Here is a 25832-nt window from a genome sequence, read left to right as displayed (position 1 = left end):
GGAGAGCCTCTCATAACTCGCGTGAAAACAACCAACGGCAAAGTTGGTCGCAAATACGCGAATTTTGAGAAAGTTTCATAACTCGTTATGATTAAACTTATTACGCTTAAGTCTTCTTTTTTCTTTCCTATTTTTACCACTTTTTGGCGACTGAAGCATTGAGATAAGCCTGCTATTTGCATGCTTTAATGCTGTTGTTGCATGTGAATAACAGCTCTAAAGAGTGTTTCCAAGACCGTAAAGTCAATGTTTCAGCTTGAAAAGACGCTTATTTTGTTCAAATCAGCGCATTTTTGCATGTCGTTTGCCTATTGATTTTTTCTATTTTGAAGATTTTAGATGGTCGTTTTTTGGTAAAATAATAAGACAGAAACAATAAATTCTTTTGCCAAAAATGAAATGAAAAAAACGACGCTGCACCTTCACAAAAGTGGCATTGTTGTGATAACAAATGACGCATAATGAAGCGAATGAAAACAAGCAGTGCGATTCATTTCATTCATTAGTATTGTTGTTGAAACAATAGAACAAAGATTGTTTTCATCATTAACAACCTTTCTCTTCTATGAAAGAGCCGCGACCTTATTCACATTCGCTTCATTGATCGACAAGTTTATTTCAACTTAAAAGTGATGGGAAGTGTGTATTGAACCCGCACAGGCTTGCCGTTTTCGTATCCAGGCTTCCATTTATTTTGCAACTTTGCCACTCTGAGGGCTTCCGCATCTAATAATGGGTCAATAGATCTGACAATCTTATAGTCTGACAACGATCCATCTTTTTCTACAACAAAACTCACGATGACGCGCCCTTCTATTTTCTTTTTCTGCGCCTCTTCGGGATATTTCATGTTTGTTGCCAAAAAATTCATTAAAGCTGATATGCCCCCTTCGTACTCAGGCATCACTGATGATACCGTATATACTTTATCGGCATTATCTTTTACTGTACCAACTTTCTTCTGTGTTTTAACAGGTGTCCGTTTCTTCTTGGGTTTTTGTGGTTGCGTCTGCCGCAAAACTTTCACGGCATCTTTCTTCGCTATAGTGGGTTGTTCACTGATAGAGCGTGCGATACTCTCTATGTTGCTCGCTGCGAGGAGTGCGGCTACGAGCGGAAGGAAAAACAAGTATTTTAATTTTCCTACGGGTTTTGTTCTGCGTTTGTTCATCATCTTGATTCTTTTTTTTAATGGTAAAACATTGAAGTTATTTGAAATTGTAGCTACATTCTTTTGATACGACAATCCTAATAGGTGGTACTGATAGGTTTTAGAGTTGATTCCATTTGTCACCACTCGATGATCTGCCAAATATTCTATGTTCATTCTCACCTCTCGTCTCAACAACCATGCAAAAGGATTCATCCAACATACGATGGTAAAGAGTTCGGAACAAATGACATCTATCGAATGCCATTGTCTGGCATGTGTCTGCTCGTGCACCAATATTTCGTGCAGTTGAACAGACGTTTGTGCGTCGGGATTCACAAAGATCCATTGAAAAAAGGAGAACGGACTGCCTTTGCCTTTGATGACATGCACCTTGCAACCGTCTATCTCGCGCGTCTTGGTGCGGATAATCATGGCCACAATAATGCCTACTTGCACCAACATCCGAAGCAAGAGTATCGCTACCCCACCTATATATATCCATTGCGCCACGTTCATCCAAGTCAACTCGGTCTTCTCTGCTCCGACAGTGAGCTCAGGAAGCACTACTTGCCGGTACGTTAATGCCATTCCTTGAGTGGTTTCAGCGGTCATGAGCCAATTGATTGTTGGCATCAATGGAACCAAGAAGGCGATGGTATAAATGCCTAACAAAAGACCTCTTCTCCAGCCAAAGAACGTGTCTTTAGCACAAAACATCTGATAAAAGCCATACAATAGTATGAGGGCTATGTTCACTTTGACGAGATAGATAAGCATAATCTGTATTTTTTAAGCGTGCGTGTTCAAATCTATTATTTTCCAACCATCGATAGGGAAAGGTATTTATTCGTTACCCTTCTCAATTTGGTCAATGATGTCTTGCAAATCTTCAGAAGACAGTTTCTCTTCTTTGGCAAAGAAAGACACCATGTCCTTAAACGAGTTACTAAAGTAATCACGAACAAAACGCGACATACAGTGCTGTTTGTACTTCTCTTCTGGAATGGCAGGAGAGTAAACGTAGGTATTCCCCCGCTGCTCTTGATTTACAAAATCTTTGCGCTTGAGGTTGTTCACCACCGAAGCAACAGTGGTGTATGGCGGTGGAGGCGTGCCCAGTTCACCCAATATTTGCTTTACTGTACAACTTCCTAATTGCCATATACGTTGCATGACCTCTTCTTCTTGTACTGTCAATTTTTCCATATTCATCATCTTGCGTATTATCAACTTAAACAGTAAGCAATTGTCTGATGTCAGTCCATTAATTGCTTATCATTCGCAAATCTACGAACTTTTCGTAATAACTGCAAGCGTTTATGAGTTAATAAATCATAAAAATTTAATAGAAGTAATTGTTTTTAATATTATTACGAATATATCGTAATTCGTATTTATACATAAAATAATACTCGTTAAGGGTACTATTCGGCTGATTGAATACATCAAAAAAAGATTCTATAACGTTTCATATGGACAAGTATAAGAGAGTATAAAAAACACTTATCCATACGATTCGTTATAGAATCATGAATACTTACAAATCTGTTAACGCCTCAACGTACTATCAATAATTGGCATTTTCTGGATCAAACTCTGTCCAACCGTCAGCCCAGTTATCGTTTGCAGCAAAGGCTCCAATGTAAGAAACGGTCTTAAAGCCTTTCAATCCTGTGAAAGAAGCAGCGTTCAGCAATGGGCTTGATGCCAAAGGTTTGAAGGTCTTGGTATCTATCAGGTCTTCCCAAGAATTCTTCACGGTGTTACCCTGTGATAAGAAGAAGGTGGTAGAGAATGATTTCTTGCTGCTATCTGCCTTCTTTGCCTTATAGTCAGTGACCAACTCGTCCTCATATTTCTTGTTCATATCCGAACCGATGACATCCATACCTGCAAACCAAATGTTCTTCAAACGAAGTTTTCCAGCTGTCGCAGCACCCTGTGTGTCGCCCTTTTCGTTATCTAGCATCAGACCGATAGGATAACCAATGGCCAACGTATTGTAACAACTCAAACGAGAGTTACGACGAATTTGCATGGCAGATTGGAACTTACCGAGTGCCGAACCATTATTGGGATTCATGTTTCCACCTGTAATATAATCGGGCTTGTTTTGGAAATTCTTATCCAATTTAGGTCCTATAAACGTGATATTCGAGAATTGTGCAGTGGTATAAGGCTCAACAGCCGACCCCGAACCGTTGTTATCACTTTCAAATCCATTGCTTTGAGAGGCATCAGCAAGCTTCGAGTCACGTACGACAAGACCAAATTGTACCGTACCGCAATAGCCATTGTCCGTGTCAAAATCATCATCCCAACCTTTGTAAGCAATGAGATACTTAGCGTTTACCGCACCTCCAAACCACTCGTAAGAGTCGTCATTGGAATAAGAAACCTGGATATGGTCGAGCTGTGTGCCACTTCCTACCGAGCCTAAGGTCAAACCATTGATTTCCTTATCCTGTCTGAATGGATAACCAGCAAACTCAATGCGCACATAACTCAACACACCCGAGTTGTCTGCATTGTCATTGCCTCCATGCTTCGTGCGTGGTCCTCCTTCTATTTCCATTTCCTGCTGATTGTTTACAGCCTTTCCACAGAGGATGACACCACCCCAATCTCCAGGCTTACGATTGCCTTTGGCTTGTGCAGATGTAAACACAATGGGTGCTGTAGGCGTGCCTTTAGCAATGAGTTTTCCACCTCTTTCGGCAATTAAGGCAGCCTTTGTCACCTTATCACCCTTGATGATAGTACCTGGTTCAATGGTCAGTTCCGAACCCTCGGCAATATACACCCAGCCTTTCAGCAGATAAGTACCTTTCTTTAACGTTTGTTTCCCCTTGAAGACAAACTCCTGATTGCCATTACCAATCTCCTTACCATTAGGGTCTTCCTTACCATTCGTGAACAGTAAGTGGTCACAACTCTTTAACCCACCATCTGTTCCCCAAACGTATTGGGTCGTTGACTCCTTTTTATCAACTGGCTCATCATCATCTCCACAAGCAGTAAAACCGAGAGAGAGCGTTAGGATTGTAATCACTCCCCATAAATTCAAACTTTTTTTCATCTTTGTTTTGTTTTAATCAATAAACGAAATATGATATTTATATTCAACTTAGTTTTCAAAATTGATAGATAACCGATAACGATAAATTGCGTCCGGGCTGATAACAACGACTGATTTCGGTTACCTCTTTCTTAGCTCCATCAGCGTAGGTTACGTCAGCAAATTGCTTATAATACACTTTCTGTGCTAACAAGTCGCGCACTCCTAACTTAAGTTCCCAGTGCGTTCCAAACTTTTTAGAAGCCGTCAAATCAATGACATCCCGTGGCATCTCATAGCTATCGGGCACGCGGGCATTGATGTTGTCGCCCGAAGTGGTGCCTTCACTACGTCCCACACCTATGATACGTTTACCTATACGATTGTACAACAAGGCAATGTGCATTTGGTGCGCCTCGTTCTTATAAAATATTCCTGTGTTAATCAGATAAGGTGACTGCCCTTGCATGGGTCTGTCTTTTTCCTTAGACCCCTTTTCAAACTGCACACTACTTTTAATCAAAGCACCATTGAGTGACCAACTGAAATGAGGAAGTCCGATGAAATCGAGCATTTTCTTGATGTCCAACTCCAGTCCATAATTGTTAGCAGCCAAGGCATTGATGTAAGAATAATTCAAATCTGTACCTCCTGTCACCGTATAGGTCCACTCAATAGGATGCTTAAAGTGTTTGTAAAACGCGGCTACTGATATCTGTTCGCCTCGGCTTGGATAGTATTCGTATCGCAAATCGATGTTATCCACATACGCATTTTTTAAGTTAGGATTGCCTTTTACATCGGAAGCTAAGTCGAAATCATAATATACCGACGAAGACACTTCACGAAACTCTGGTCGGTTGATGCTTCTTCCATACGACAAACGCAGTTGATGTTGGTCGTTGAACTTATAAGTGGTGTTGAGCGAGGGAAACAAGTCGTTAGTCTTATAAAATGTACTGATATGACTAACTTCTGTGTCACGTGTATTTGATACCAACTCCATGTTGTTATGTTCAAATCGGACACCGGCGTAGATACCTAACTTGCCAAAGGGGAGAGACATTGCCAAGTATCCTGCGCCTAATGTGTTGTGTCCGATATAGTCGTTGCGCATGTGCATCTGCTCCAGCAAGTGCAACTTGTCCACACCAAAGTAAGAGACATCGCTCAGCAAGGTTGGCATCTCCATGTACCTGAATCCGTCTGGCATGTTGTTGTTAGACGTGTTCCAATTGTATATCAATTCGCGAGTGGTATAATCGCGGGTACGATATTCGCCATACGCACCATACTTCAAAAATGGCTCCCATTGCCCCCAATTAAAGGTTATCTTGTCGTTCACACTCCCCGATACAATGTGCTCATCCAACTGTGTCCACTCACGTGACACATCGTTTCCTGTCAACAACCCTAACCGATTGGTCTCAATGGCATCGTTAACCAAATAGCGTCGGCGGTCTGGAATGTGCCGATTGGCGTATGCATAGCCCACATTCCAGTCCAACTCGTGCGCCTTGAGCGTATGTTTTCCGGTAAGCTGTGCATTATAGGTGGTACGACTACGATAATAATATTCTGCCGATTGCTCATTGTTCGACTGTGCGCTGATGCCGTTACGCTCGGTATAGCGATTGTTGCCCAATTGGTTAAAGATATTCTTCAATTGGTATTTGTTCTTGCCGTTTTTCGACATGAGCGTAAGATTGAACATGCTACCCAAGCGCACATTGTTGTTAAACTGGTTGTCAACCGATTGGCGCAGATAGTTCTCACGGTCGTTTTGGGCGTCATAAATACCAAACAGGTTGTTCTCCATGTCCCGATAGGTTCTGTATTCGTTACTGTAATTCAGCACAACGATCATCCCCAGTCGATACCGATTTACATCCCATTGGTGATTCCAATTGGCCGAAAGTTTCAAATCTCCCAAAGGTTTCTTCGTCTTCTCGTGCCAGTCATTGTTCAATCCGTTATCCAATAAACTAATCGCTTGATCTGATAAAGTTTTCAGTTGACTGTGAATACCACCGTTTAACGAGCGCAAACCGCCATCAAATCCAAGAAAATCGGTATTCGAACCTTTGGTGTAAGTAAAGTCTTGAAATGCCGATTGAGTATTCCAATTGCCTCCTAAGGATAGCGAGAACGAGTTTTCTGACGGTATCTCCTTTGTATTCAATACGATAAATCCGCCACTATAATCAGATGGATATTCGGGCGATTGGGTTTTTACAATCAACAAATTGTCTATTTGTGAGCTGGGTACAATATCAAACGAGAAAGCCCTTGAGTCGGCTTCACTGCTGGGAACGGCACCACCATTCACCCATACATTATTATAACGCTGAGACAGTCCGCGCACCATGACGAATTTATCTTCTATCAAACTCACGCCTGGCACACGCCTAATCACCTCACCGGCATTTGAGTCTTGCGTGCGACGAATCTCTTGTGAAGAGATGTTGCTCATCACATACGGACTCTCTTTCGCCAACTGCACCATGGCTGTCTCTGTGGTTTGTTTGACCGCTGCCGTTATCTGCACTTCTTTCAGCGTCTGCTCGTCAGCGTTCATCTCTACCATTAAATCGGTTGTTCCAACCTTTATACCTCGAACTGTTTTTGGTTGATAAGCCACATAGCGTATCACTAATGTATAAGACAGTTCCTGTAAACCTGATAACTTGAAATGCCCATCAAAGTCGGTCACACCCATTGGTTTCTTCCCTTCAATCTCTATGGTGGCTCCAATGAGTGGTTCCTTTGACTTGGCATCAACAACAGTGCCCGTAATTTCTTGAGCCGTTAAGTGTAGACTCAGCATCAGTAGTAGCAAAATGACTACGATTCCCCTTTTTTCCAATTTCATTTATTTTCGAACTTATCATTAACGCTGCAAAAGTATCACACAGATATTGCATTCGTATTTCGTCACTATGAGAATGGTGTGACAACTCTGTAACGACTGTTATCACACTTATTTCGATTGTATGACAGTACTGCTATCCCAAGTTGTTTGCTCGTTCTTCTTCAAGCCTCACTCCTTTCATCTTCAAACTTGTGATGCGCTTGAGAAGAAACTGTGGAGTATGAATTTTTGAATATTCAAAAATTGGACTAAATAATACTAAAATACTTGGTTCGTAAAAGATATTTAAGTAACTTCGAAAACAAAACACAAAATATTGCGCATGAAAATGTCAGATAACAACTATTGCGTCATTCTTGCTGGAGGAAAGGGAAAACGCCTTTGGCCCTGCAGCAGAGAGAAAAAGCCTAAACAATTTATCGACTTTTTCGGTACGGGTCGCACGTTGCTTCAACAAGCCTACGACCGCCAATTGAAAATAGTTCCCACAGATCATATCTTTGTTTGTACCAATCAAGCTTATTTGCCATGGATACGAGAACAGCTACCCGACTTGACGGAAGAGCAAATCTTGGCGGAGCCTATTCATCGAAATACGGCGCCCAGTGTAGCATGGGCTGCACATCGCATCATGCGATATAATGAAAATGCCAACTTATTAGTAGTGCCGTCTGACCAAGTGATACAAAACGAAAAGGCGTTTGTGGATGATGTTCTAAAGGGGTTTGACTTTGTAGAACAACAGGCAGGACTTCTCACCTTGGGCATCAAGCCCACTCGCCCCGAACCAGGATATGGCTATATACAATTAGGTGAATCTGCTGGAAACAATGTGTATAAAGTGCAGTCGTTCACAGAAAAGCCAGAAAGAGAGTTTGCCAAAATGTTTGTAGAAAGTGGCGAGTTTTATTGGAACACGGGTATGTTTATGTCGAACATTAAATTTTTGTCGAGATGCTTAGACCGTTTGCTCCCCTTTGTGTTGGGAAATCTTGATCAGATGAATCCACAATGGACCATTGAAGAAGAAAACAAGTTTATTCATAAAAACTATCCACTCTACTCCAACTTATCCGTAGATTATGGTGTTTTGGAGAAATCGGAAGATGTGTACGTGATGAAATGCTCATTTGGTTGGGCAGATATTGGAACGTGGCACAGTATCTACGAATCCATGCAGAAAAGCGAATCGGACAATGTCATTATTGATAGCAATGTGATGCTTGAAGCCTGTCAGAACAATGTCATCAAACTGTCGAAGGGTAAGTTAGGCATCATTAACGGTTTAGACGGCTACATCATTGCCGAACACGACAACGTACTGCTCATATGCAAGAAAGAAGATTCCTCGGCATTGCTGCGAAAGTACATTAATGAGGTGCAAATCAAGAAAGGCAACGAGTATATTTGATAACTTTGCGCAACAAGTAGGCGTTGTAAATCTGTCTGCTCACCATGTTAGAAGTGTGCATAAATAGAGGGACTGAGATGCTTTATTTTTTATGAAAAATATTAACATCGGCTCAAAATACGAGCGTATTTGCAACCAACTCATTACTTGGTCGCAAATACGCTAAAAATATAAAACTCTTATTGTCAGTGCGTTATGCGATTGACGCACTATGTCTCTATTATTAACTCATTACTTTAACCTCGCTAAAGCATGTACTTAGTCTCCTTAGATGCATGATATTGCGCTGTTATCCCATGTTTCAAAGCACATTAACCCAATGAGTTATTGGAAAAAGGTGAAGAAACAACGCATTTGAAGGGTTATTTACCGCTTTCAAACATCATTATTTTTTCTATTTCACAGATGCCAAATTTTGAAAAAACAGGACATTTCCGCTCTTTTACTCGCTACAAAAATACGCACTGCAGCAGTTGTTCAAGAGACAAAAAAGTTTGGCTTCCCGAAAGAAAACTGTTCTTCTGAAACCCTACAATCTCCTACTTGAGATATTCTTCACACAAGGCGACCCACAGCGAAGCACCTATGGGGAGGATTTCCTGATCGAAGATGTACTTAGGATTGTGTACCATAGGCGTTTCACCATTACCTAACATGATGTAACTTCCTGGTCGCTCTTGCAACATAAAGGCAAAGTCTTCACTGCTCATCAATGGCTTGCAAGGGTACACTACATTTTCCTCTCCAAAGTATTTGCGTGCCACTTCGGCAGCAAAAGCCGTTTCTTCGTGCGAATTGATAAGTACTGCTCCGGGTTGTCCCTCTTTTATTTCATACTCACACCCAAAGCATTCTGCTTGGGCAGCAGTGATCTCACGAATACGTTGCAACACTAACTTTCGTCCATCGGGCTGCATGTTGCGCATAGACAACTTGAGTACAGCTTCGTCTGGAATAACGTTTCCTGCATTCCCTGCTTGGAATGAGCCGATGGTGACCACGCCATTATTCCAAGGAGAGAGGTTGCGAGCTACAATCGTCTGTAGTGCCATCACCAAAGAAGCACCTGCAACGACGGGGTCAATACTTAATTCGGGCATAGAGCCATGCCCACCACGCCCCATTAAGCGTATCTCCCAATTATCTACCGCCGACATCGTTTCTCCATCATGGAAATGCAGTACACCCTTTGGTAGCCCAGGTATGTTGTGTATGGCATATATTCTATCGGCATTAAACTTCTTGAAAAGTCCATCATCAATCATTGAAGGACCGCCCTGCATGGTCTCTTCGGCAGGCTGAAAATAGAAGTAAACGGTACCATTGAAGTGCTTTGTGTCTGCCAGATACTTAGCTGCCCCAAGTGCCATAGCACTATGACCGTCGTGTCCGCAGAGATGAGAAATACCGTCATGCCTACTTTTATAAGGTAGGTTGTTGACCTCTTGAATAGGGAGCGCATCCATGTCGGCTCTAATACCTATTTTCTTCTTTCCATCGCCATGACTTAGTACACCTACCACACCCTCAATGCCATGATTTCCTACATGCTCATGAACCTCGTAGCCCATATTCTTTAGCAGGTCGGCAACATACTTGCCTGTATTTACCTCTTGGGTAGATAGCTCAGGCTCTTGGTGCATGGCTTCCATCCACTGTTTCATCAGTGGCAACATGGCTGCCAATTCTCTCCTTGGTTTTACGTTCATTTTACTCATATCTTTGGAAGACGATTACTCGCTGCGATCGATTACGAACTTAAATGTTTCTTTCTTGCCATTTTCGTACTGCTGACTGGCGATGTAGAGTCCGTTTTTGGAGGGGGACGTAATCTGCGTTTCGTTTGGAAGATAATAATGCGTTGCTACGATGCGTTACCCCTTTCCTCCTCGTTTTACTACAGTTTTATCAATACCTATGGGGTCTGTCGTCGTCAGGCGATAGGTCGCACCCTTGGAGGTATTGAATGTAATTTCGTCATCGCTTACCTTGGTCGCAGTTACTTTGTTGCCCTGTCCATCAGTCAGAGTGAAGCCAGTGGCAATCTTAGGATATTTCACGGTAGCTTTCTTGCCAGCTTTGGATACGATGTCGATGGACACTGCCTTGTTGTTCTTCCACTCAATGGACACTTCAAAATTGTCTACGGCGCAAAGTCCCTTTACACTTCCGTTTTTCCACATCGTTGGTAATGCGGGTAGGATATCAAATTTTCCGAGATGACTCTGCAAGAGCATCTCCGCCATCCCTGCACATGCGCCAAAGTTTCCGTCAATCTGATAAGGTGTGTGTGCATCCCATAGGTTTTCGTACACGCCTCCTCCTTCACTGTTGCCAGTGTTGTCTTGGAAATGCAATGCTGTTCTCAGGAGTCTTTGGCACACGTTGCCGTTGCGTGCTCTGGCATGTAGGTTCACTTTCCACCCCATAGACCAACCCGTACCTGCATACCCCCTCGTGTTGAGCGAGTTGAGAGCAGCTTCATAGATGTTGGCGTCAATATCTCGTCCAATTTGGTTGCCCGGGTATAGTCCCATAAGATGCGACATGTGTCGATGCGAATTATAGGAAGGAACAGTAGCCTGCGATGTGTACTTCCATTCGCGTAAGAGCGACTGCCCATTCATATTTTCTATCGCCAAACCAGTATCCAGTTTCTTGAATTTATTGTTCAGGTCGTTAAGGAAGGTGACATCCTCGTTAATACCCAACTCTGCTATCGCCTGTAAGGTATTGTTGAACAAGTCCCAAACCAATTGTTGTGAGTGTGTAGTAGCATTCTGGCTTCTAGGTCCATGCTCAGGTGAATACTCGTTGGGACACTCGTAAGTGCCGTCGGCAGCTTTCACCAATCGTTGCAACCAATATTCAGCGCATGAGCGCATGGCTGGATAAGCAATGTTTTTCAGATACTCTTTGTCCAATGTGAAACGGTAGTGCTGCCACAAGTGCATGCAGTACCAAGCGTTAGCAATGGTATAATTTTGCATCCAATTGGAGCCCGACCCATAGATGTTGTTTTCGGTTGTCAGCGTCCAACCTACTGTTTGTCCTGCTATCTGTTGAGCGTTAGCCCGCCATTGTGGACGCTCGCAAGCCTCGCGGTGTATGTACTTCAAGAAAGGAAGATGCAACTCACTGAGATTGGTGATTTCAGCGGGCCAGTAATTCATCTGTACATTGATATTTGAGTGAATGTCACTGTTCCACGCAGGATTGTTAACGTTGTTCCAGATACCTTGCAAATTGCTTGGCAAGTCAACGCCTCGGCTGCTGCTAATCATAAGATACCGACCGTAGCAGAAATAAATTTCCTCTAACAGTAAATTGTCTGCCGGACTTATGGCAAAGTCGTCAATGAGCTGTCGTGTCGTTACGCTTGGCATCGCGTTCGTGATGTTGAGTTGACAGCGGTCGTACAAAGCTTTATAGTCTTCCACATGCGCGTCACATATCGCCGCATAGCCCTTGCTCAAGGTGGCATCTACAACGCCTGTGACATGCGAAGGTAGCAAAGCTGCATCAGAGATATATTCGTCATTGGAAGCGTCAAAATTGGTAGTGCCATAGAGATAGATAAACATCTCGTCAGCATTTTTCACGTCGATACCACCATCTTTGTCAACGGCAATCGTGCCACCCGTTGCCGTAACGTATGCCTTACAATAGTAGGATTCCCCTTTGGGCGTGCCTGTGCGTGGCACTTCGCCTTGGAAGGTGATGACGCCAGTGGTGCCATTCATGTTATAGGTAGGCGTTTTTCCGTTTTGGTTGAACAGAATGATGTTGTTACTAATCTTTCCCTTCTCGCTGGCTTTGTAATGTATGGCTATCACCTTGTCGGGGTACGAACAAATGTACTCTCTTTGATAATCAACACCATTGGCAGTGTATGCTACCCCTGCCTTAGATTGGTCGATATCCAGCCAACGACGATAATTGGTCGCTGCGTTGAGACGGCTGTCTGTTGACGTGATATATAGATTGCCAAAGTTCAGGTATGATCCATAATTAGGATTGTCCACAACTGTTCCTACATGACCTTTCCACAATGTCTTGTCGTTGAATTGCACTTCATCTCTCTTCACACCTCCCATGACACAGCCGCCAAACTGTCCATTACCAATCGGCAGAGTGGATGTCATCCATATGGTGGCAGGCTTTGTGTACCACAGCGTGTGTTTGTTGGTAGGCTTCCATGTCGTAGACCCCGTTAGGGACACTTCGTTGATGGGAGTGGGTTTGGCATCATTGATAACCATGTCGTTGGTAGCGACAAATTGCAGTGGGTTGTTCGGATCGCCTTGAAACCATAAGCCCAACTCGCGACCAACACCAGCTCCTCTCCATTGATTCAGGAACGTTTGTCCGCTTCCTGTGGTGGAAATCTCGAAGCCTTGATATTCTGTGTTGGTAGTTTTCAGTATTTTCAGATCCTTGACGCCATTGGGTTGCGTGCCAGCACAAAAGAAATTGAGCGAAGTGTTATAATACAGCGTTTGTCCTGCTGCATTCACAAAACGATAACTGTCGCCTTGCTTTTCTATTTTCCACGTTTGCTGTTTCTTCATGTTTGCCACAGGAGTGGCGGTTTGCACCTTACTCCCATTACCCATAGAGGTGATGACGGCTTGACCTCGTTGCATCTGAATGTAATAGTACACTTCGTTGCCAGCGGTACTAATGGTTGGCATGGAGGGTTGTGCAAAAGCAAGCATGCTAACAAGCAATGCTGTTAGTGTTGTAAAAATCTTTGTCATATAGGTTGTAGTATTTGTAAAGAATGATACAAAGGTATACAAAAAATAGGATTTTTACGCTCAATCGTGCACATAAAAACAAAATCCTTTCTTTTTGTTAAGGCGGAACTTTAGCTATTTCTTCATAAAGGGAAGGTGAGCATCCATGATTTCAGTGGCATGGTTTGAATGCTCCCTACCCTTTATGTTGAACAATTTTGATACAAAGAACACACGTTTTACACAGTGGACGTTGTTTCACAGAATTCGCAGAACCTGCAAATATCCTCACCTCACGAATGGGATATGCGCTGTTGGCACGTTCATTCCCTCCAGTTGCAACTGCACATCAACCCCTCGCGCATCTTCCTCTTCCCATGCAATGACAACTGTTTTGCGTTCATGTGGCATCAAATGGAAATAGTTGTCGGTATAGTCGACTGGCAAAATCTGTTCGCCATCGCTACCTTTTAATTGCAAACGAATGAGCATGGCAGGGGTATCAGTGGGATTGTACAGTTCTACCTTCACCTTATTCTTATCCTTGACAAATGTCACAGTAGGCTTAACGGTGGGCAAAGAGTGCAAGGCTTGGAAGTTGCCCTCATCGGTAGAACAAACATAAAAATTGTCAGATAACACCTTGTTTTGTGCATCTAATAGCGACATCTTCAAGTAATAGACCGTACCATGGATAGCAGGCGCATCGATAGCCATGCACTCTACGGTTGTATCGGGCTTGATTTCTATCCGCTGTTGATACTTCATAATGGATTTTCCCCACATGTCCAGCACCTCACATTGCGCTGTCAAGCTGTCTTTCACCATTTTATGAAGATTGACAACCTCCATTTTTCGAGTACTTGCATTCCACTGTATGTGCAATGGTTCGCAAGCTTTTTTCACGCCAAAGTAGGCGGCTGTTGGTTCGAGGTAATAATCGTAGGTCTGCCATGTCATACTGGGCCAGCAAGGATGACTCATCCAAATGAGCAGTCCTAAGCGGTGCTTGCTACCCGATTCGAACATGGCACGATAACCATTATAGTTCACCCATTGCGCAAGTTTGGTAAACTGATGTGCGTCTCCAATCACGCCAAAAGCCTTTTCAATGATTCCATTAAACGATGCGCCACGCTGCGCACCCTCCAATGTATAATCGTGCTTGCCCCAGGCATCGTTTTGAGGCCACAGATGATGAGGGGAAAGCGTGCGGCAAAGACTCTCGTAGTTCATCACGTTGGGCATTCCGCGCTCCGTGTGCAACTTGCCTGTTTGCTTTTCAAAATACTCTTTTTCAGGCAAAGCCCAATAAGGACCGTGCCCACTGACACCCTCATCCGCCGAACTGGAGATGTATAACATGTCAGGGTGCATGTTATTCACGAATTGTCGAAGAGCTGTATCGAGCGTCTTGGGTGGAAATCCCTCGTTTCGTCCACAGTACAAGGCAATGCAGGGATGATTGCGAATGCGATAAACGTCATCCTCCGCATTGTTTAAGAACATCCGCTCATCCTGTGGATCGGGACCGTCAGAGGGGTTAGCCAACCAGAAATCTTTCCATACCATGATGCCATAACGGTCGCAAGCCTCGTAAAACTCATCATTGCCTGTTTGTCCTACCCAATTGCGTATCATATTGCAATTCATGTTGCGATGGTATTTTACAGCCGCATCGTATTCGCGTGCCCTATAGTTAAGGTTGCTCTCGCTAAAGCCCCAATTGCCCCCAAGAGGAACAAATCGTTTTCCATTAATATATAAGGTAAGGCGTGTGTCCACATCTTTATAACTCATCTGGCGAATGCCTGCTTTATAATGTAATGGTTGAGAGTCACCGTCGTGGGCTTCGAAGGTGTAGCCCGCATCGTAAAGATATGGCTCTCCGTAACCATTAGGCCACCACAAGCGCAAGCGTTGTCGCTGCAGTTGCGCATAATCCGTTGGTAAGAAAGTGGCTTCTATGGTGGTTGAGGCAGGAATGGTGACAGGCTTTTCAAACTTGACCGTCCCTATCCACCCTTTTAATACGCCATGAATGGGGTGTTGCTGGTTGTTGGTAAGGCGGACAGAGGGCGTCACCGTTGCCAATGTATCGGGCAAATGAAGACGAGTGGTGACCACGGCATCACTTAATGTAACACACCCCTCTGAAGTTAAATACACATGATTCCATATCCCAATGTTACGACCACGGACAGTGGAAATCCAATCCCACCCAATTGTGGCATGAAAAGTAGGATTGTCCGCCCCCAAGATTCCTCCATTAAAGTCGGTGTTGAGTTGGTTTTTCTCCTTCACTGCACCAGGATGCTGGGTCTTGATAATCTCTACAGCCAACACGTTTTTGCCCTCTCTGAGCAAGTGCGTAATCTCTGTTTTACTGCGTATGAATGCCCCTTCTATGCGATTGATGCGCTTTCCATTCAGATAGATGTTAGCTTTCCAGTTAATGCCATCAAAATTAAGAAATACAGTTTGCCCTACCATCTCTTTCGGCAAGAAGAATGTTCGGCGATACCAAAAGTTGGAATTGAAGAACGATTCAGATGCCATAAACAACTGGTTGTCCTTATTGGGATGAGGTACAGCTCCTATATTGACATAGCTTGACAGCACCGTAGCAGGTACTGTAGCGGTTATCCAGCCACTATCATCGAAGTTTAGACTTGCTATTTGTTCGCCCATAGCATGTACTTCTGAAGCTCGTTGCAACCGCCAGTTTCCGCCATTGAGACTCCATCTATTGTCTTGGTAAGTGCCTTCGGGATAAGGTTTGGCAGTAAGTCCGCCTCTACCCATCACCTCTATTTCGCTCAACACAAACGGCTTGCCATTCTTCGATGCAGTCATTTTCACTTTTACATAGCGTGCCGTGGCTTTACAAGCAATGGTTTCTTGTCTTTGTGTCCGTTGCTGAAGAGTGGAAATGCGCTCCCAATGCTCATCATCCTTTGATACCAGCACCTCGCCTCGTATGGCTTTGTTAAGCCAGTGCAACTTTATTTTGTCGAAAGAGGCTTGCGCTCCTAAATCCACCTTTACCCATTCATCGCTCGAAGTAGCACTCATCCAAGCACTACGAAAAGCTGCAGAAGGCAACACATCGGTGACGGGAGTGCCGTTTTGGGCGAAATTAAGTTGGGTAAGCGTCCAATGTGCAGCACCTGCCATCTGGAGTTCCAAGCGCAAACCGTATAGATGTGGAACTTTGCCATTTAGTCTGAATGCCATTTTCAAATTACGTGTAGGCAGCAGTTCTGTGTCAGTTACTTTGTTAGGGTCGCTATGCGCCTTGTATCTGGACGCCACCCCTGGCAACGAGTCGGCTGCTTGCTGCGCCACGACCTGCCATTTTCCCCTCTCATCACAAGCCAACAATCTAATCTTATAACCTTTCGTTGCTTGTTGTTCGTGATAAGCCACTCGAGCAACGATGCTTATTTCGTTGGCAGTAACATGCATATTGTCCCACTGGTATTGAATGAAAGCCTTACTTCCCAGCAGGATGTTTCGCGTATATTCGCCTCGGTCGATAGCCCATTCGCGTTCTCTAAGGGGCAAAATGCCTTGATTGGTTGTAACTGTGAGCCGAGAAGGCAACGCATGAGTAATAATGCCATCGGTAATAAGTTGTGCCGTGAGATTGTAATCATAGCTCGAAGAATGGTACGCCTTGCGATGCAAAGCTATGTTGCGGTAGGTGTTATCCTGCACTAACGTAGGCACATAAGCCTCTTGCACACGCCCCGGATAAATGCCAATGCCACGAGTATAGGTTTGTGCAAAAGCAAATTGTACCCAAAAAGTCATCGTTACCAAAAAGCCATAAAAATACCTTGAATGCCGTATCATATTGTATGTCGTTGAAAATTGATTGTTGATTATTTGACAAAAATAAGCATAATGTACAAGAACACAAAAGGTTAACTCAAGAAAATAAGTTAACCTTTTACTCTATATCGTTTTATTGAAAGTCAAACGGTATCCTTTTTGCAAAGGTAAATTGATTTACAAATCTATTTGCTTCAAAATCTTTTGGGTAGCACCCGTCTTAGATTCCACATAACTACCAGCCGCTTCGCCACTCAATCGCAAGTACTCTTGCTGAGCCATGAACTGTTGCATCATACGTGCAAACGAAGAACTGTCCGTGATTTCAAACCCTCCCTTCGCCTTAATCAGTTCCTGCGCTTCTTGAAAACGCTGATGATTAGGTCCAAAAAGAACGGGCATTTTCCATACGGCGGCTTCTAACACGTTGTGTATTCCTACCCCAAAGCCTCCACCAACGTACGCCACTTCACCATAATGATAAACACTTGATAGCAGTCCGTAGCAGTCGATTAACAAGCATTGAGCTTGTGCAGCTTCTTCGGGTGTTGTTGCTGTGTAACGAACCGTTTTTCCCTTGCATTTTTCTTCGATACGTTTCAAATGCTCTTCGTTGATAACATGGGGGGCGATGATCATTTTCCAGTCCTTACATTCATTCATGAAAGGAATAAAAATATCCTCGTCTGGAGCCCAGCTTGAGCCTGCAACAAACACTTTTTTATCTGCTTTAAAAGCCTCAACTATCGGAAGTTGCTGAGCTTTCTCTTTGATTTGCAACACTCTATCAAAGCGAGTATCGCCTACGACATCGACCGTATCTATCCCTATCGTGTGAAGCAAGTGTTTGCTCTTTTCGTTTTGAACAAAGAAATGCGTAAAACATCTCAACACTCCTGCATAACTTTTGCCATACCAACGGAAGAAAATTTGATGCTCTCGGAAGATACTACTCACACTATACACAGGCACATTGCGGTGCTTGAGGATGTGAAGATAGTTGTACCAAAATTCATATTTGATGAAGAAAGCCATGCAAGGATGCACCGCTCGCAAGAACCTACGGGCGTTGCGAATGGTGTCTATGGGTAGATAGCACACGATATCGGCATACTCGTAGTTCTTTCTTACCTCGTAACCCGAAGGCGAGAAAAAGGTAAGTAGTATTTTGTATTCGGGATATTCGCTCCGGATACGTTCTATCAAAGGGCGACCTTGTTCAAATTCTCCCAACGATGCGGCATGAAACCAAATGTACTGATGATTGGGATTGACATTCTTTTTTAGAATGCCAATCGCTTCGTGTTCACCTTTCCACATGGTACGCACTTTCTTGCTGAAAGCACTGGCTACAGCAACACCAAGTAAATAGATATAGATAGCTACTTGGTAAACAACGGAAATTGGTTTTCTACTATCCACCTTCCTTATTCAGAAGTTGATTGAAGTGTAGGAATGACTTCAATGGCTTTATGTAACCGTTTTAACGTCTCTTCCTTTCCGAGGAATGCAGAGATGTCAAACATGCCAGGACCTTTACCTATTCCTACCAATGTTAAACGAAAGGCGTTCATGACATCGCCCAATTTATACCCTTTGTCTTCAACCCATTTCATGACTTTCTCTTCCTGATTCTCCAGCGAGAAGTCATCTAAACTTTCCAGCAATGCAGCCAATTCGGTCATTTGCTGAACTGAATAGTCTTTCCAACGCTTGCGAACTGTCTTAGGGTCGTATTCTAACGGAGCCACAAAGAAGAACGAACATAAGGGCCACAATTCTTTCACAAAGTCGACCCGATCTTTCATCATATGTACTACCTGTGTGATGCGTTCCAATGATTCATCAACCCCATTGTTGGCAACGATAGGTGCAAAGAGTTCGGCAATCTCATCATCACTCTTCGATAAGATGTACTCGTGATTGAACCAGATACCTTTTTGATAATCAAACTTAGCACCTGCCTTTGAACATCGCGTGATGTCAAAGGCGTCCACCAACTCATCAAGACTGAAAAGTTCTTGATCTGTACCTGGATTCCAGCCCAATAACGCCAAGAAGTTAATGACTGCTTCGGGGAAATAACCACTTTCACGATAGCCAGACGATACCTCTCCCGACTTTGGATCATGCCATTCCAAAGGGAAGACAGGGAAACCAAGTCGATCGCCGTCACGTTTCGACAACTTTCCTTTGCCTTCTGGCTTTAAGAGTAACGGCAGATGAGCAAACAGGGGCATGGTATCCGCCCAACCAAACGCTTGGTACAACAAAACATGTAACGGTGCGCTGGGCAACCATTCTTCGCCTCTAATGACATGAGTAATCTCCATCAGGTGGTCGTCTACAATGTTTGCCAAATGGTAAGTTGGCAATTCATCGGCACTCTTGTAAAGCACCTTATCATCAAGGATATCGCTTTTAACAATCACTTCGCCACGTATCATATCTTGCACGTGCACTTCTACTCCGGGTTCTATCTTAAAGCGAACCACAAATTGTTCACCATCAGCAATGCGTTGATCGCACTCTTCCTTACTCATCGTCAAAGAGTTGCGCATCTGCGCTCTCGTATGAGCATCATATTGGAAATTGTCTATTTCCTTTCTCTTTGCATCCAATTCTTCTGGTGTGTCAAAGGCAATGTAAGCCTTGCCTTCCTCTAACAACTGCTTGACATACTTTTTATAGATGTCTCTGCGCTCACTCTGTCGGTAAGGACCATGCTCACCTCCAAAACTAACGCCCTCATCAAACTGAATACCCAGCCATTTGAAGGATTCCAAGATATATGCTTCGGCTCCTGGCACAAACCGATTGGTGTCGGTGTCTTCGATTCTAAACACAAAATCGCCGCCATGTTGACGCGCGAAGAGATAATTATACAAAGCCGTTCGCACTCCGCCAATATGCAGAGGGCCCGTAGGACTTGGTGCAAAGCGCACACGTACTTTTCTTTCTGCCATTCTTAATAAATGAAGATAAGATATATAAATATGTGTAAAAACAAGCCACGCTTTAACAAGTAAAGTCTACCTGCTTATTTTTTGATTCACGTTATTTTTTGCAAAAGTAATCTTTTTTTTGCATTATAGCGTATTTTTTTTGTATTTTCGCATAATGATTATAGTAATCACATTTTTTCTTACTTCAATGAAAGATAGAAACTTAAAGGAAATAACAAGCCTATTCTTATCATGAAGAAGTGACTTTATCAACCCAACCAAAGAATTTGCATCAGCATGAGCAACTTTAATTTTAAGGAATCCATACAGTGGCGTAACCTATTTACACGTAGCGCTTTAATTCTCATCACCGTGGCACTCATCGTTTGGTTGTTACCAAGAAATGCAAGTCAGCAATTTCATTATGACATCGACAAACCATGGATGTACAATTCATTTATAGCAAGTTTTGATTTTCCTGTTTACAAGACAGATGAAGCCATTCAAGAGGAGAAAGATTCTTTGCTACAATATTTCCAACCCTACTTTAATTATCGCACACAAGTTGAGAAACAACAGATTGACCGTTTCAAGAACGATTTTAAGGTAGGCATTCCAGGGCTACCCACAGTGTACATGAACATTTTATTGGATCGTCTCCACCGCCTATACCAGCAGGGTATCATCAACACACCTGAGTACAATCGCTTTGGAAAAGACTCCACAAGCATGGTGAGAATGGTGATAGGAAAACAGGTACAAAGTCTCCAAATTAACTGTATCAACTCTACACTCTCGGCTTATGAACAACTCTTTAACGACGCAAAGTTGATGCCCTACCGACAACTACTACAACGCTGTAACCTCAACGAATATATCCAACCCAACATGGATTATGACAAAGAGCGCAGTGAGACCGAGCTTAACGACCTTCTCAGTGGAATTGCGATTGCCAGTGGAATGGTAATTAGCGGACAAAAGATTATCGACCGTGGTGATATTGTCAACGAATACACCTACCGAGTACTCAATTCTTTTGAGCGGGAGATGCAACGTAGAAACGTTTCGGCTGATGAAATGAAAACTACTTTTTACGGACAATTGCTCTATGTCACCATACTTGTGCTGCTATTTACGATTTATCTTTCTCTTTTCCGCAAAGACTATTTTAACAAGCCAAGCAGCATCACCATGCTCTATGTACTTGTGACAATATTTCCTATCATCGTATCGTTAATGATTAGGCACAATCTTTTTAGCATATACATCCTACCATTAACCACAGCAGCCATCTTTGTGCGCATGTTCATGGATTCCAGAACAGCATTTGTTACACATTGTACTATCGTGCTTATCTGTGCTGCGGCTGTGAAATATCAATATGAATTTATCATTATGCAAATTGTTGCGGGTATGGTAGCCATCTATTCGCTGCGCGAACTCACACAACGCTCACAGGTATTCAAAACAGCTATCTTGGTTGGGCTCTCCTATATCGCTGTTTATTTTTCGCTACAACTCATGCAAAACAGTTCGCTCAACAAGCTCGATGCAGACATGTATTACCACTTTGTCGTGAATGCCGTACTGCTACTATTGGCTTATCCTTTGATGTACATCATTGAAAAAACGTTCGGTTTCACATCTAATGTTACCTTGTTCGAGTTGTCCAACACCAATAGAGGTATTTTACGCAACCTTAGTGAAATAGCCCCAGGTACTTTCCAGCACTCCATCACGGTAGCAAACTTGGCTGTAGAGATTGCTAATAAAATCGAAGCCAACAGTTTGTTGGTTCGTACAGGAGCACTCTATCATGACATTGGCAAGATGACCAATCCTGCATATTTCACTGAAAACCAAGTAGGAGCCAACCCACATATAGGGTTGTCGCCTAAAGAGAGTGCACGAATTATTATCAGTCATGTTACAGAAGGAGTAAAACTCGCTGAACAAAATAACCTACCTTCGTTTATCAAAGATTTTATCTTGACACACCATGGCACCAGTACGGCAAGTTATTTCTATATACAATATAAGAATGATCACCCTGATGAGGAGGTAGACCCAGCTCCTTTCAGATATCCGGGTCCTGACCCCTTTACGCGTGAACAGGCTATCCTTATGATGGCAGACTCAGTAGAGGCTGCTTCGCGGTCGTTGTCAGAATACACTGAAGAGAGTATTACCGAACTTACCGATCGAATTATCGACGGACAGTTGTCACGTGGGGCATTTGTCGATTGTCCTATTACCTTTAGAGATGTTTTACAAGCCAAACAAGTGCTCATAGAAAGATTAAAAGCTATATATCATACTCGTATTTCCTATCCTCAAGAAAAAAAGTGAGAAAGAAAAGTTTCCTTTGTACAAATGGGTAGACGCATATGCAAACGAGATGTTAATTGATGTAGCTATCTCACTCCATCGACATTGATGAAACATCACCTAACAATCAACTTTTGTGCACAAACCAAATATTTTGTGCAACAAAACTCTTTATTTATGTTAATATATTTTAAGGTATAGAGGGCTTTTAAGGAAATCCTGAACAAGTTAAATACTTTTGCAATCAAATTTATAATTAAAAAAATGAAAAAAGTAATTTACATTATTTCAGGATTATTATCCATTTGTACAGCAGTTAATGCTGGTGGTCTTCTTACCAACACCAACCAAAATATTGCGTTTAATAGAAATTTTGCAAGAGATGGTGCCATTGGTATAGACGGTGTTTACGCTAACCCAGCTGGCGTAGCCTTTTTAAGTAAGGGGTGGCACTTATCATTCAACACACAAAATGTATATCAGTCGAGAACTATAAAAAGTGGCATAACAATACCTTCAATGGAAAAGACCCCTTTTTATCAACCTTTCAAGCTCAATGGAGGTAACGAGAATGGAATTAAAGAATATACAGGAAATGCTGCCGTACCAATACTCCCTTCTTTGCAAGCTGCGCTAAATTACGACAAATGGGGCATACAGATGGCATTTGGGCTCTTTGGTGGTGGAGGCAAAGCCACCTTTAATGATGGACTTGGCTCTTTTGAACGTCAAGTATCTGTTATCCCTGCATTATTAGCTTCGGCAGGGCTGACTAGTAAAACACCTCACTACTCAATGGATAGTTATATAAGTGGTCAGCAATACATCTTTGGCGTTCAGTTAGGAAGTACTTATAAGATGAACAAACACCTATCCGCATACGCAGGTATGCGTATCAATTATGTCCTAAATAAGTACGAGGGAAACATTACTAACATAACAGCCAACATAGGAGGAGCTAATGTCAATCTTAACAACTATTTTGCAGAACAAGCAAACAAATTAAGAATGCAAGCAACAATGTTGAGTTCGAAAGCAACCAATCTGCCTGCTGGAGCCGAGAGAACAAAATTGGAAGCTACTGCTGCAAAACTGAATGCTGGTGCATCAGCAATGGATAGTTATAAAGAAAAAGTGCAAGATAAATACTTGGATTGCACACAAACTGGCTGGGGTATTACTCCCATCATTGGACTAAACTTTAATTACAAGAAATGGAATGTAGGTACTCGTATGGAGTTCAATACATATCTCAACATCCAAAATAATACAAAACGAGATGATACTGGCATGTTCAAACATGGAGTGAACACACCCAACGACATTCCTGCCCTTTGGACAATTGGCGTACAATATGCTGTTCTTCCGAATCTGCGTACGATGGTATCTTATCATCACTTTTTTGACAAGAGCGCACGCATGGCAAACAACAAACAAGAACAGCTCAGTGGCAACACACAAGAATATTTGGCAGGTGCAGAATGGGATATAACAAAAGATGTTATGATTAGTGCGGGCATGCAACGTACCAAATATGGCTTGGGCGACGGAAGCTACCTTACTGATATGAGTTTTGTCACCAGTAGCTACTCTTTTGGTTTTGGTGGTTCTGTACGTATCATGAAACGTGCACGCCTCAATGTAGCTTATTTTTGGACGAACTATGATCAATTTGACAAATCTTCATCAGAACCTTTACCCTTATTACAATCAACAAACAAAAAGATTGTAGCAAATAACACCGATAATTTTACACGTACCAATAAAGTTCTGGGTGTCGGTTTAGATATAGATTTTTAATCTGTTATAAATACCGCTTTTTATGACAAGGGAAGTACTCATTTCGAGTATTTCCCTTTTTTCATAAAACTACTAAGAAACTTTTACAGGCGGGTTCTATAAATTAGCATTAAAGGAAAATAAATGCTGAATTTTCTTTACAAAGAGCCTCTCAAAACTTGCGTGAAAACAACCAACGGCAAAGTTGGTCGCAAATACGCGAATTATGAGCAACTTTCATAATTCATTGATATTAATAACGTTATATCAAAGAGGTCTCTTTTCTTTCGCATTTTTACCACCTTTTGGCGATTGAAACATTGAGATAAGCCTGCTATTTGCATGCTTTAATGCTCCTGAAGCATGTGAATAACACCTCTAAAGAGTGTTTCCAAGACCGTAAAGTCAATGTTTCAGCTTAAAAAGACGATTGTTTTGTGAAAATCAGCGCATTTTTGCAGGGCGTTTGCCTATTGATTTTTTCTATTTTGAAGATTTTAGATGACCGTTTTTTGGTAAAATAACAGGACAAAAGCAACGTATGCCGCACCCAAAAATGATAAGGCTGTAATACCTTATCTACACGACATAGTCGCATGACTCACGTCGGAGAATTGCACTCGTTGGCAACTCACTCTGTTACTTGCTTATGCATTGTGCCACTATCTGAATCAATTGGAGTTAGTGGATGTATCGACTCACGAAATTGCGAACTAATTCGGAATATTCTTTGCGATGATCTTGATAACTCTCTGCATGCTTTGACCCTTTCCCTATCCATAGCTGTTTGGGGGCTGGTTTTGCCTCGTAAAGCGGATAGACCATCTTCGTTTGAACATAAGAATCCTTGTCACCGTGGATAAAAAGCATCGGTTTGTGACACTTTGCAACTTGCCGAAGTGGTGAAGCCTCTTGGAACGACCACCCGTCTCTTAGTTTGTTCAGGGCACTGGCAGTGTACAATAAGGGGAAAGCAGGTAGCCCAAATTGTACTTTCAGTTCGTTCTCGAACTCATCCCACACACTGGTATAACCACAATCTTCTACAAAACACTTAACATAGTCGGGTGTACGCTCCCCCGAGACGCACATGGTAAGAGCCGCACCCATGGAGATACCATGCACTACTTGCTCGCTATGCCCGAGCGAATCGCTGAACAAAGAGTCGGCAATCGCCATCCATCGCAGCACGTCCTTCCGTTCCTTCCAACCCATTTTGATGCGTTCTCCTTCGCTTTGTCCGTGGGCATGATGATCAGGAAGTAACACGTTGTAGCCCATCTTTGCATAGATGTGGGCTATCATCATCATGTTGGCATGCGTATCTGTATAACCATGCAACAAAATTGCCGTCTTGCGACTGAGTTGAGGGGCATAGGCAAACACGCCAAAATGCTGTTCTCCGTTTTGCATAGTCACCACTGTGTCATGAAGCAGATGATGTGTTAACAGACTATCCAACCATGGCTTGATTTCTGGATGGGTGTTCATCACATGCGCATACCGTGTTTTTTCATCCATTTGAAAGTGAGTCGGGCGTCCCAACGAATACTCCAGCATGTAAAAACTGCCACCAACAAGCGCCAAAGGCACTATGATAGCGACAATGATGAGACTAATTTTCAACCATTTCTTCATGTCTTTCCGTTTTGAATTGTTCATTTGAGGTGTTGATAGTGGAAAATCAAAGATAAGTAAAATAAACAAGAT

At 42.8% G+C, this 25832-nt stretch carries 14 protein-coding genes; 3 read left to right on the top strand and 11 right to left on the bottom strand.

Going from position 1 to position 25832, the window contains the following annotated elements; all coding sequences use genetic code 11:
• From BN35_RS13930 to BN35_RS05440, 5 genes are all read right to left on the bottom strand, one after another.
• Window positions 1–182 (bottom strand): hypothetical protein (locus BN35_RS13930; protein ID WP_218916339.1); only part of this gene is annotated, 182 nt, incomplete at its 3' end.
• Window positions 183–613: 431 nt separating this feature from the next.
• A complete protein-coding gene (locus BN35_RS05455; protein ID WP_025072044.1) occupies window positions 614–1930 on the bottom strand; it encodes a M56 family metallopeptidase in 1317 nt (438 codons plus the stop codon).
• Window positions 1931–1996: 66 nt separating this feature from the next.
• Complete coding sequence (locus tag BN35_RS05450) at window positions 1997–2365, bottom strand: BlaI/MecI/CopY family transcriptional regulator (protein WP_025072043.1); 369 nt, start codon at window positions 2363–2365, stop codon at window positions 1997–1999.
• A 355-nt stretch (window positions 2366–2720) separates the two neighbouring features.
• On the bottom strand, window positions 2721–4232 hold the full coding sequence (locus BN35_RS05445) for a hypothetical protein (protein ID WP_028900959.1): 1512 nt from the start codon (window positions 4230–4232) through the stop codon (window positions 2721–2723).
• A gap of 55 nt (window positions 4233–4287) precedes the next feature.
• Window positions 4288–7083, bottom strand: a complete 2796-nt coding sequence (locus BN35_RS05440) for a TonB-dependent receptor (protein WP_025072042.1) — start codon at window positions 7081–7083, stop codon at window positions 4288–4290.
• A gap of 322 nt (window positions 7084–7405) precedes the next feature.
• Between BN35_RS05440 and BN35_RS05435 the strand changes: the two genes are divergently transcribed.
• Complete coding sequence (locus BN35_RS05435) at window positions 7406–8494, top strand: mannose-1-phosphate guanylyltransferase (RefSeq protein WP_025072041.1); 1089 nt, start codon at window positions 7406–7408, stop codon at window positions 8492–8494.
• Between the two features lie 539 nt (window positions 8495–9033).
• Here the strand turns inward: BN35_RS05435 and BN35_RS05430 are convergent.
• The 5 genes from BN35_RS05430 to gltX form a co-directional block, all read right to left on the bottom strand.
• Window positions 9034–10203 (bottom strand): M20 aminoacylase family protein, encoded by a 1170-nt coding sequence (locus BN35_RS05430; RefSeq protein WP_025072040.1) that lies wholly within the window; start codon window positions 10201–10203, stop codon window positions 9034–9036.
• Between the two features lie 165 nt (window positions 10204–10368).
• Window positions 10369–13254, bottom strand: a complete 2886-nt coding sequence (locus BN35_RS05425; protein ID WP_102938012.1) for a glycoside hydrolase family 95 protein — start codon at window positions 13252–13254, stop codon at window positions 10369–10371.
• Window positions 13255–13521: 267 nt separating this feature from the next.
• Window positions 13522–17091 carry a glycosyl hydrolase 2 galactose-binding domain-containing protein gene (locus BN35_RS05420; protein ID WP_025072038.1) on the bottom strand — a complete coding sequence of 1190 codons (3570 nt, stop codon included), beginning with the start codon at window positions 17089–17091 and terminating at the stop codon, window positions 13522–13524.
• 156 nt (window positions 17092–17247) lie between these two features.
• Entirely contained in the window at window positions 17248–18492 is a 1245-nt protein-coding gene (locus BN35_RS05415; protein ID WP_025072037.1) for a 3-deoxy-D-manno-octulosonic acid transferase, read from the bottom strand.
• Window positions 18493–18497: 5 nt separating this feature from the next.
• On the bottom strand, window positions 18498–20036 hold the full coding sequence (gene gltX / locus BN35_RS05410; protein WP_025072036.1) for a glutamate--tRNA ligase: 1539 nt from the start codon (window positions 20034–20036) through the stop codon (window positions 18498–18500).
• A gap of 276 nt (window positions 20037–20312) precedes the next feature.
• Between gltX and BN35_RS05405 the strand changes: the two genes are divergently transcribed.
• Both BN35_RS05405 and BN35_RS05400 read left to right on the top strand, forming a co-directional pair.
• Complete coding sequence (locus tag BN35_RS05405) at window positions 20313–22364, top strand: HD family phosphohydrolase (RefSeq protein WP_025072035.1); 2052 nt, start codon at window positions 20313–20315, stop codon at window positions 22362–22364.
• Between the two features lie 243 nt (window positions 22365–22607).
• On the top strand, window positions 22608–24143 hold the full coding sequence (locus BN35_RS05400; RefSeq protein ID WP_102938011.1) for a hypothetical protein: 1536 nt from the start codon (window positions 22608–22610) through the stop codon (window positions 24141–24143).
• 660 nt (window positions 24144–24803) lie between these two features.
• Here the strand turns inward: BN35_RS05400 and BN35_RS05395 are convergent.
• Window positions 24804–25760 (bottom strand): alpha/beta hydrolase, encoded by a 957-nt coding sequence (locus BN35_RS05395; protein ID WP_025072033.1) that lies wholly within the window; start codon window positions 25758–25760, stop codon window positions 24804–24806.
• Window positions 25761–25832 lie beyond the last annotated feature (72 nt).

The organism is Hoylesella timonensis 4401737 = DSM 22865 = JCM 15640 (genome assembly GCF_000455445.1).
GTDB lineage: Bacteria > Bacteroidota > Bacteroidia > Bacteroidales > Bacteroidaceae > Prevotella > Prevotella timonensis.
The sequence above is the reverse complement of the archived record's forward strand: the minus strand, read 5'-3'. Positions and strand labels throughout refer to the sequence as shown.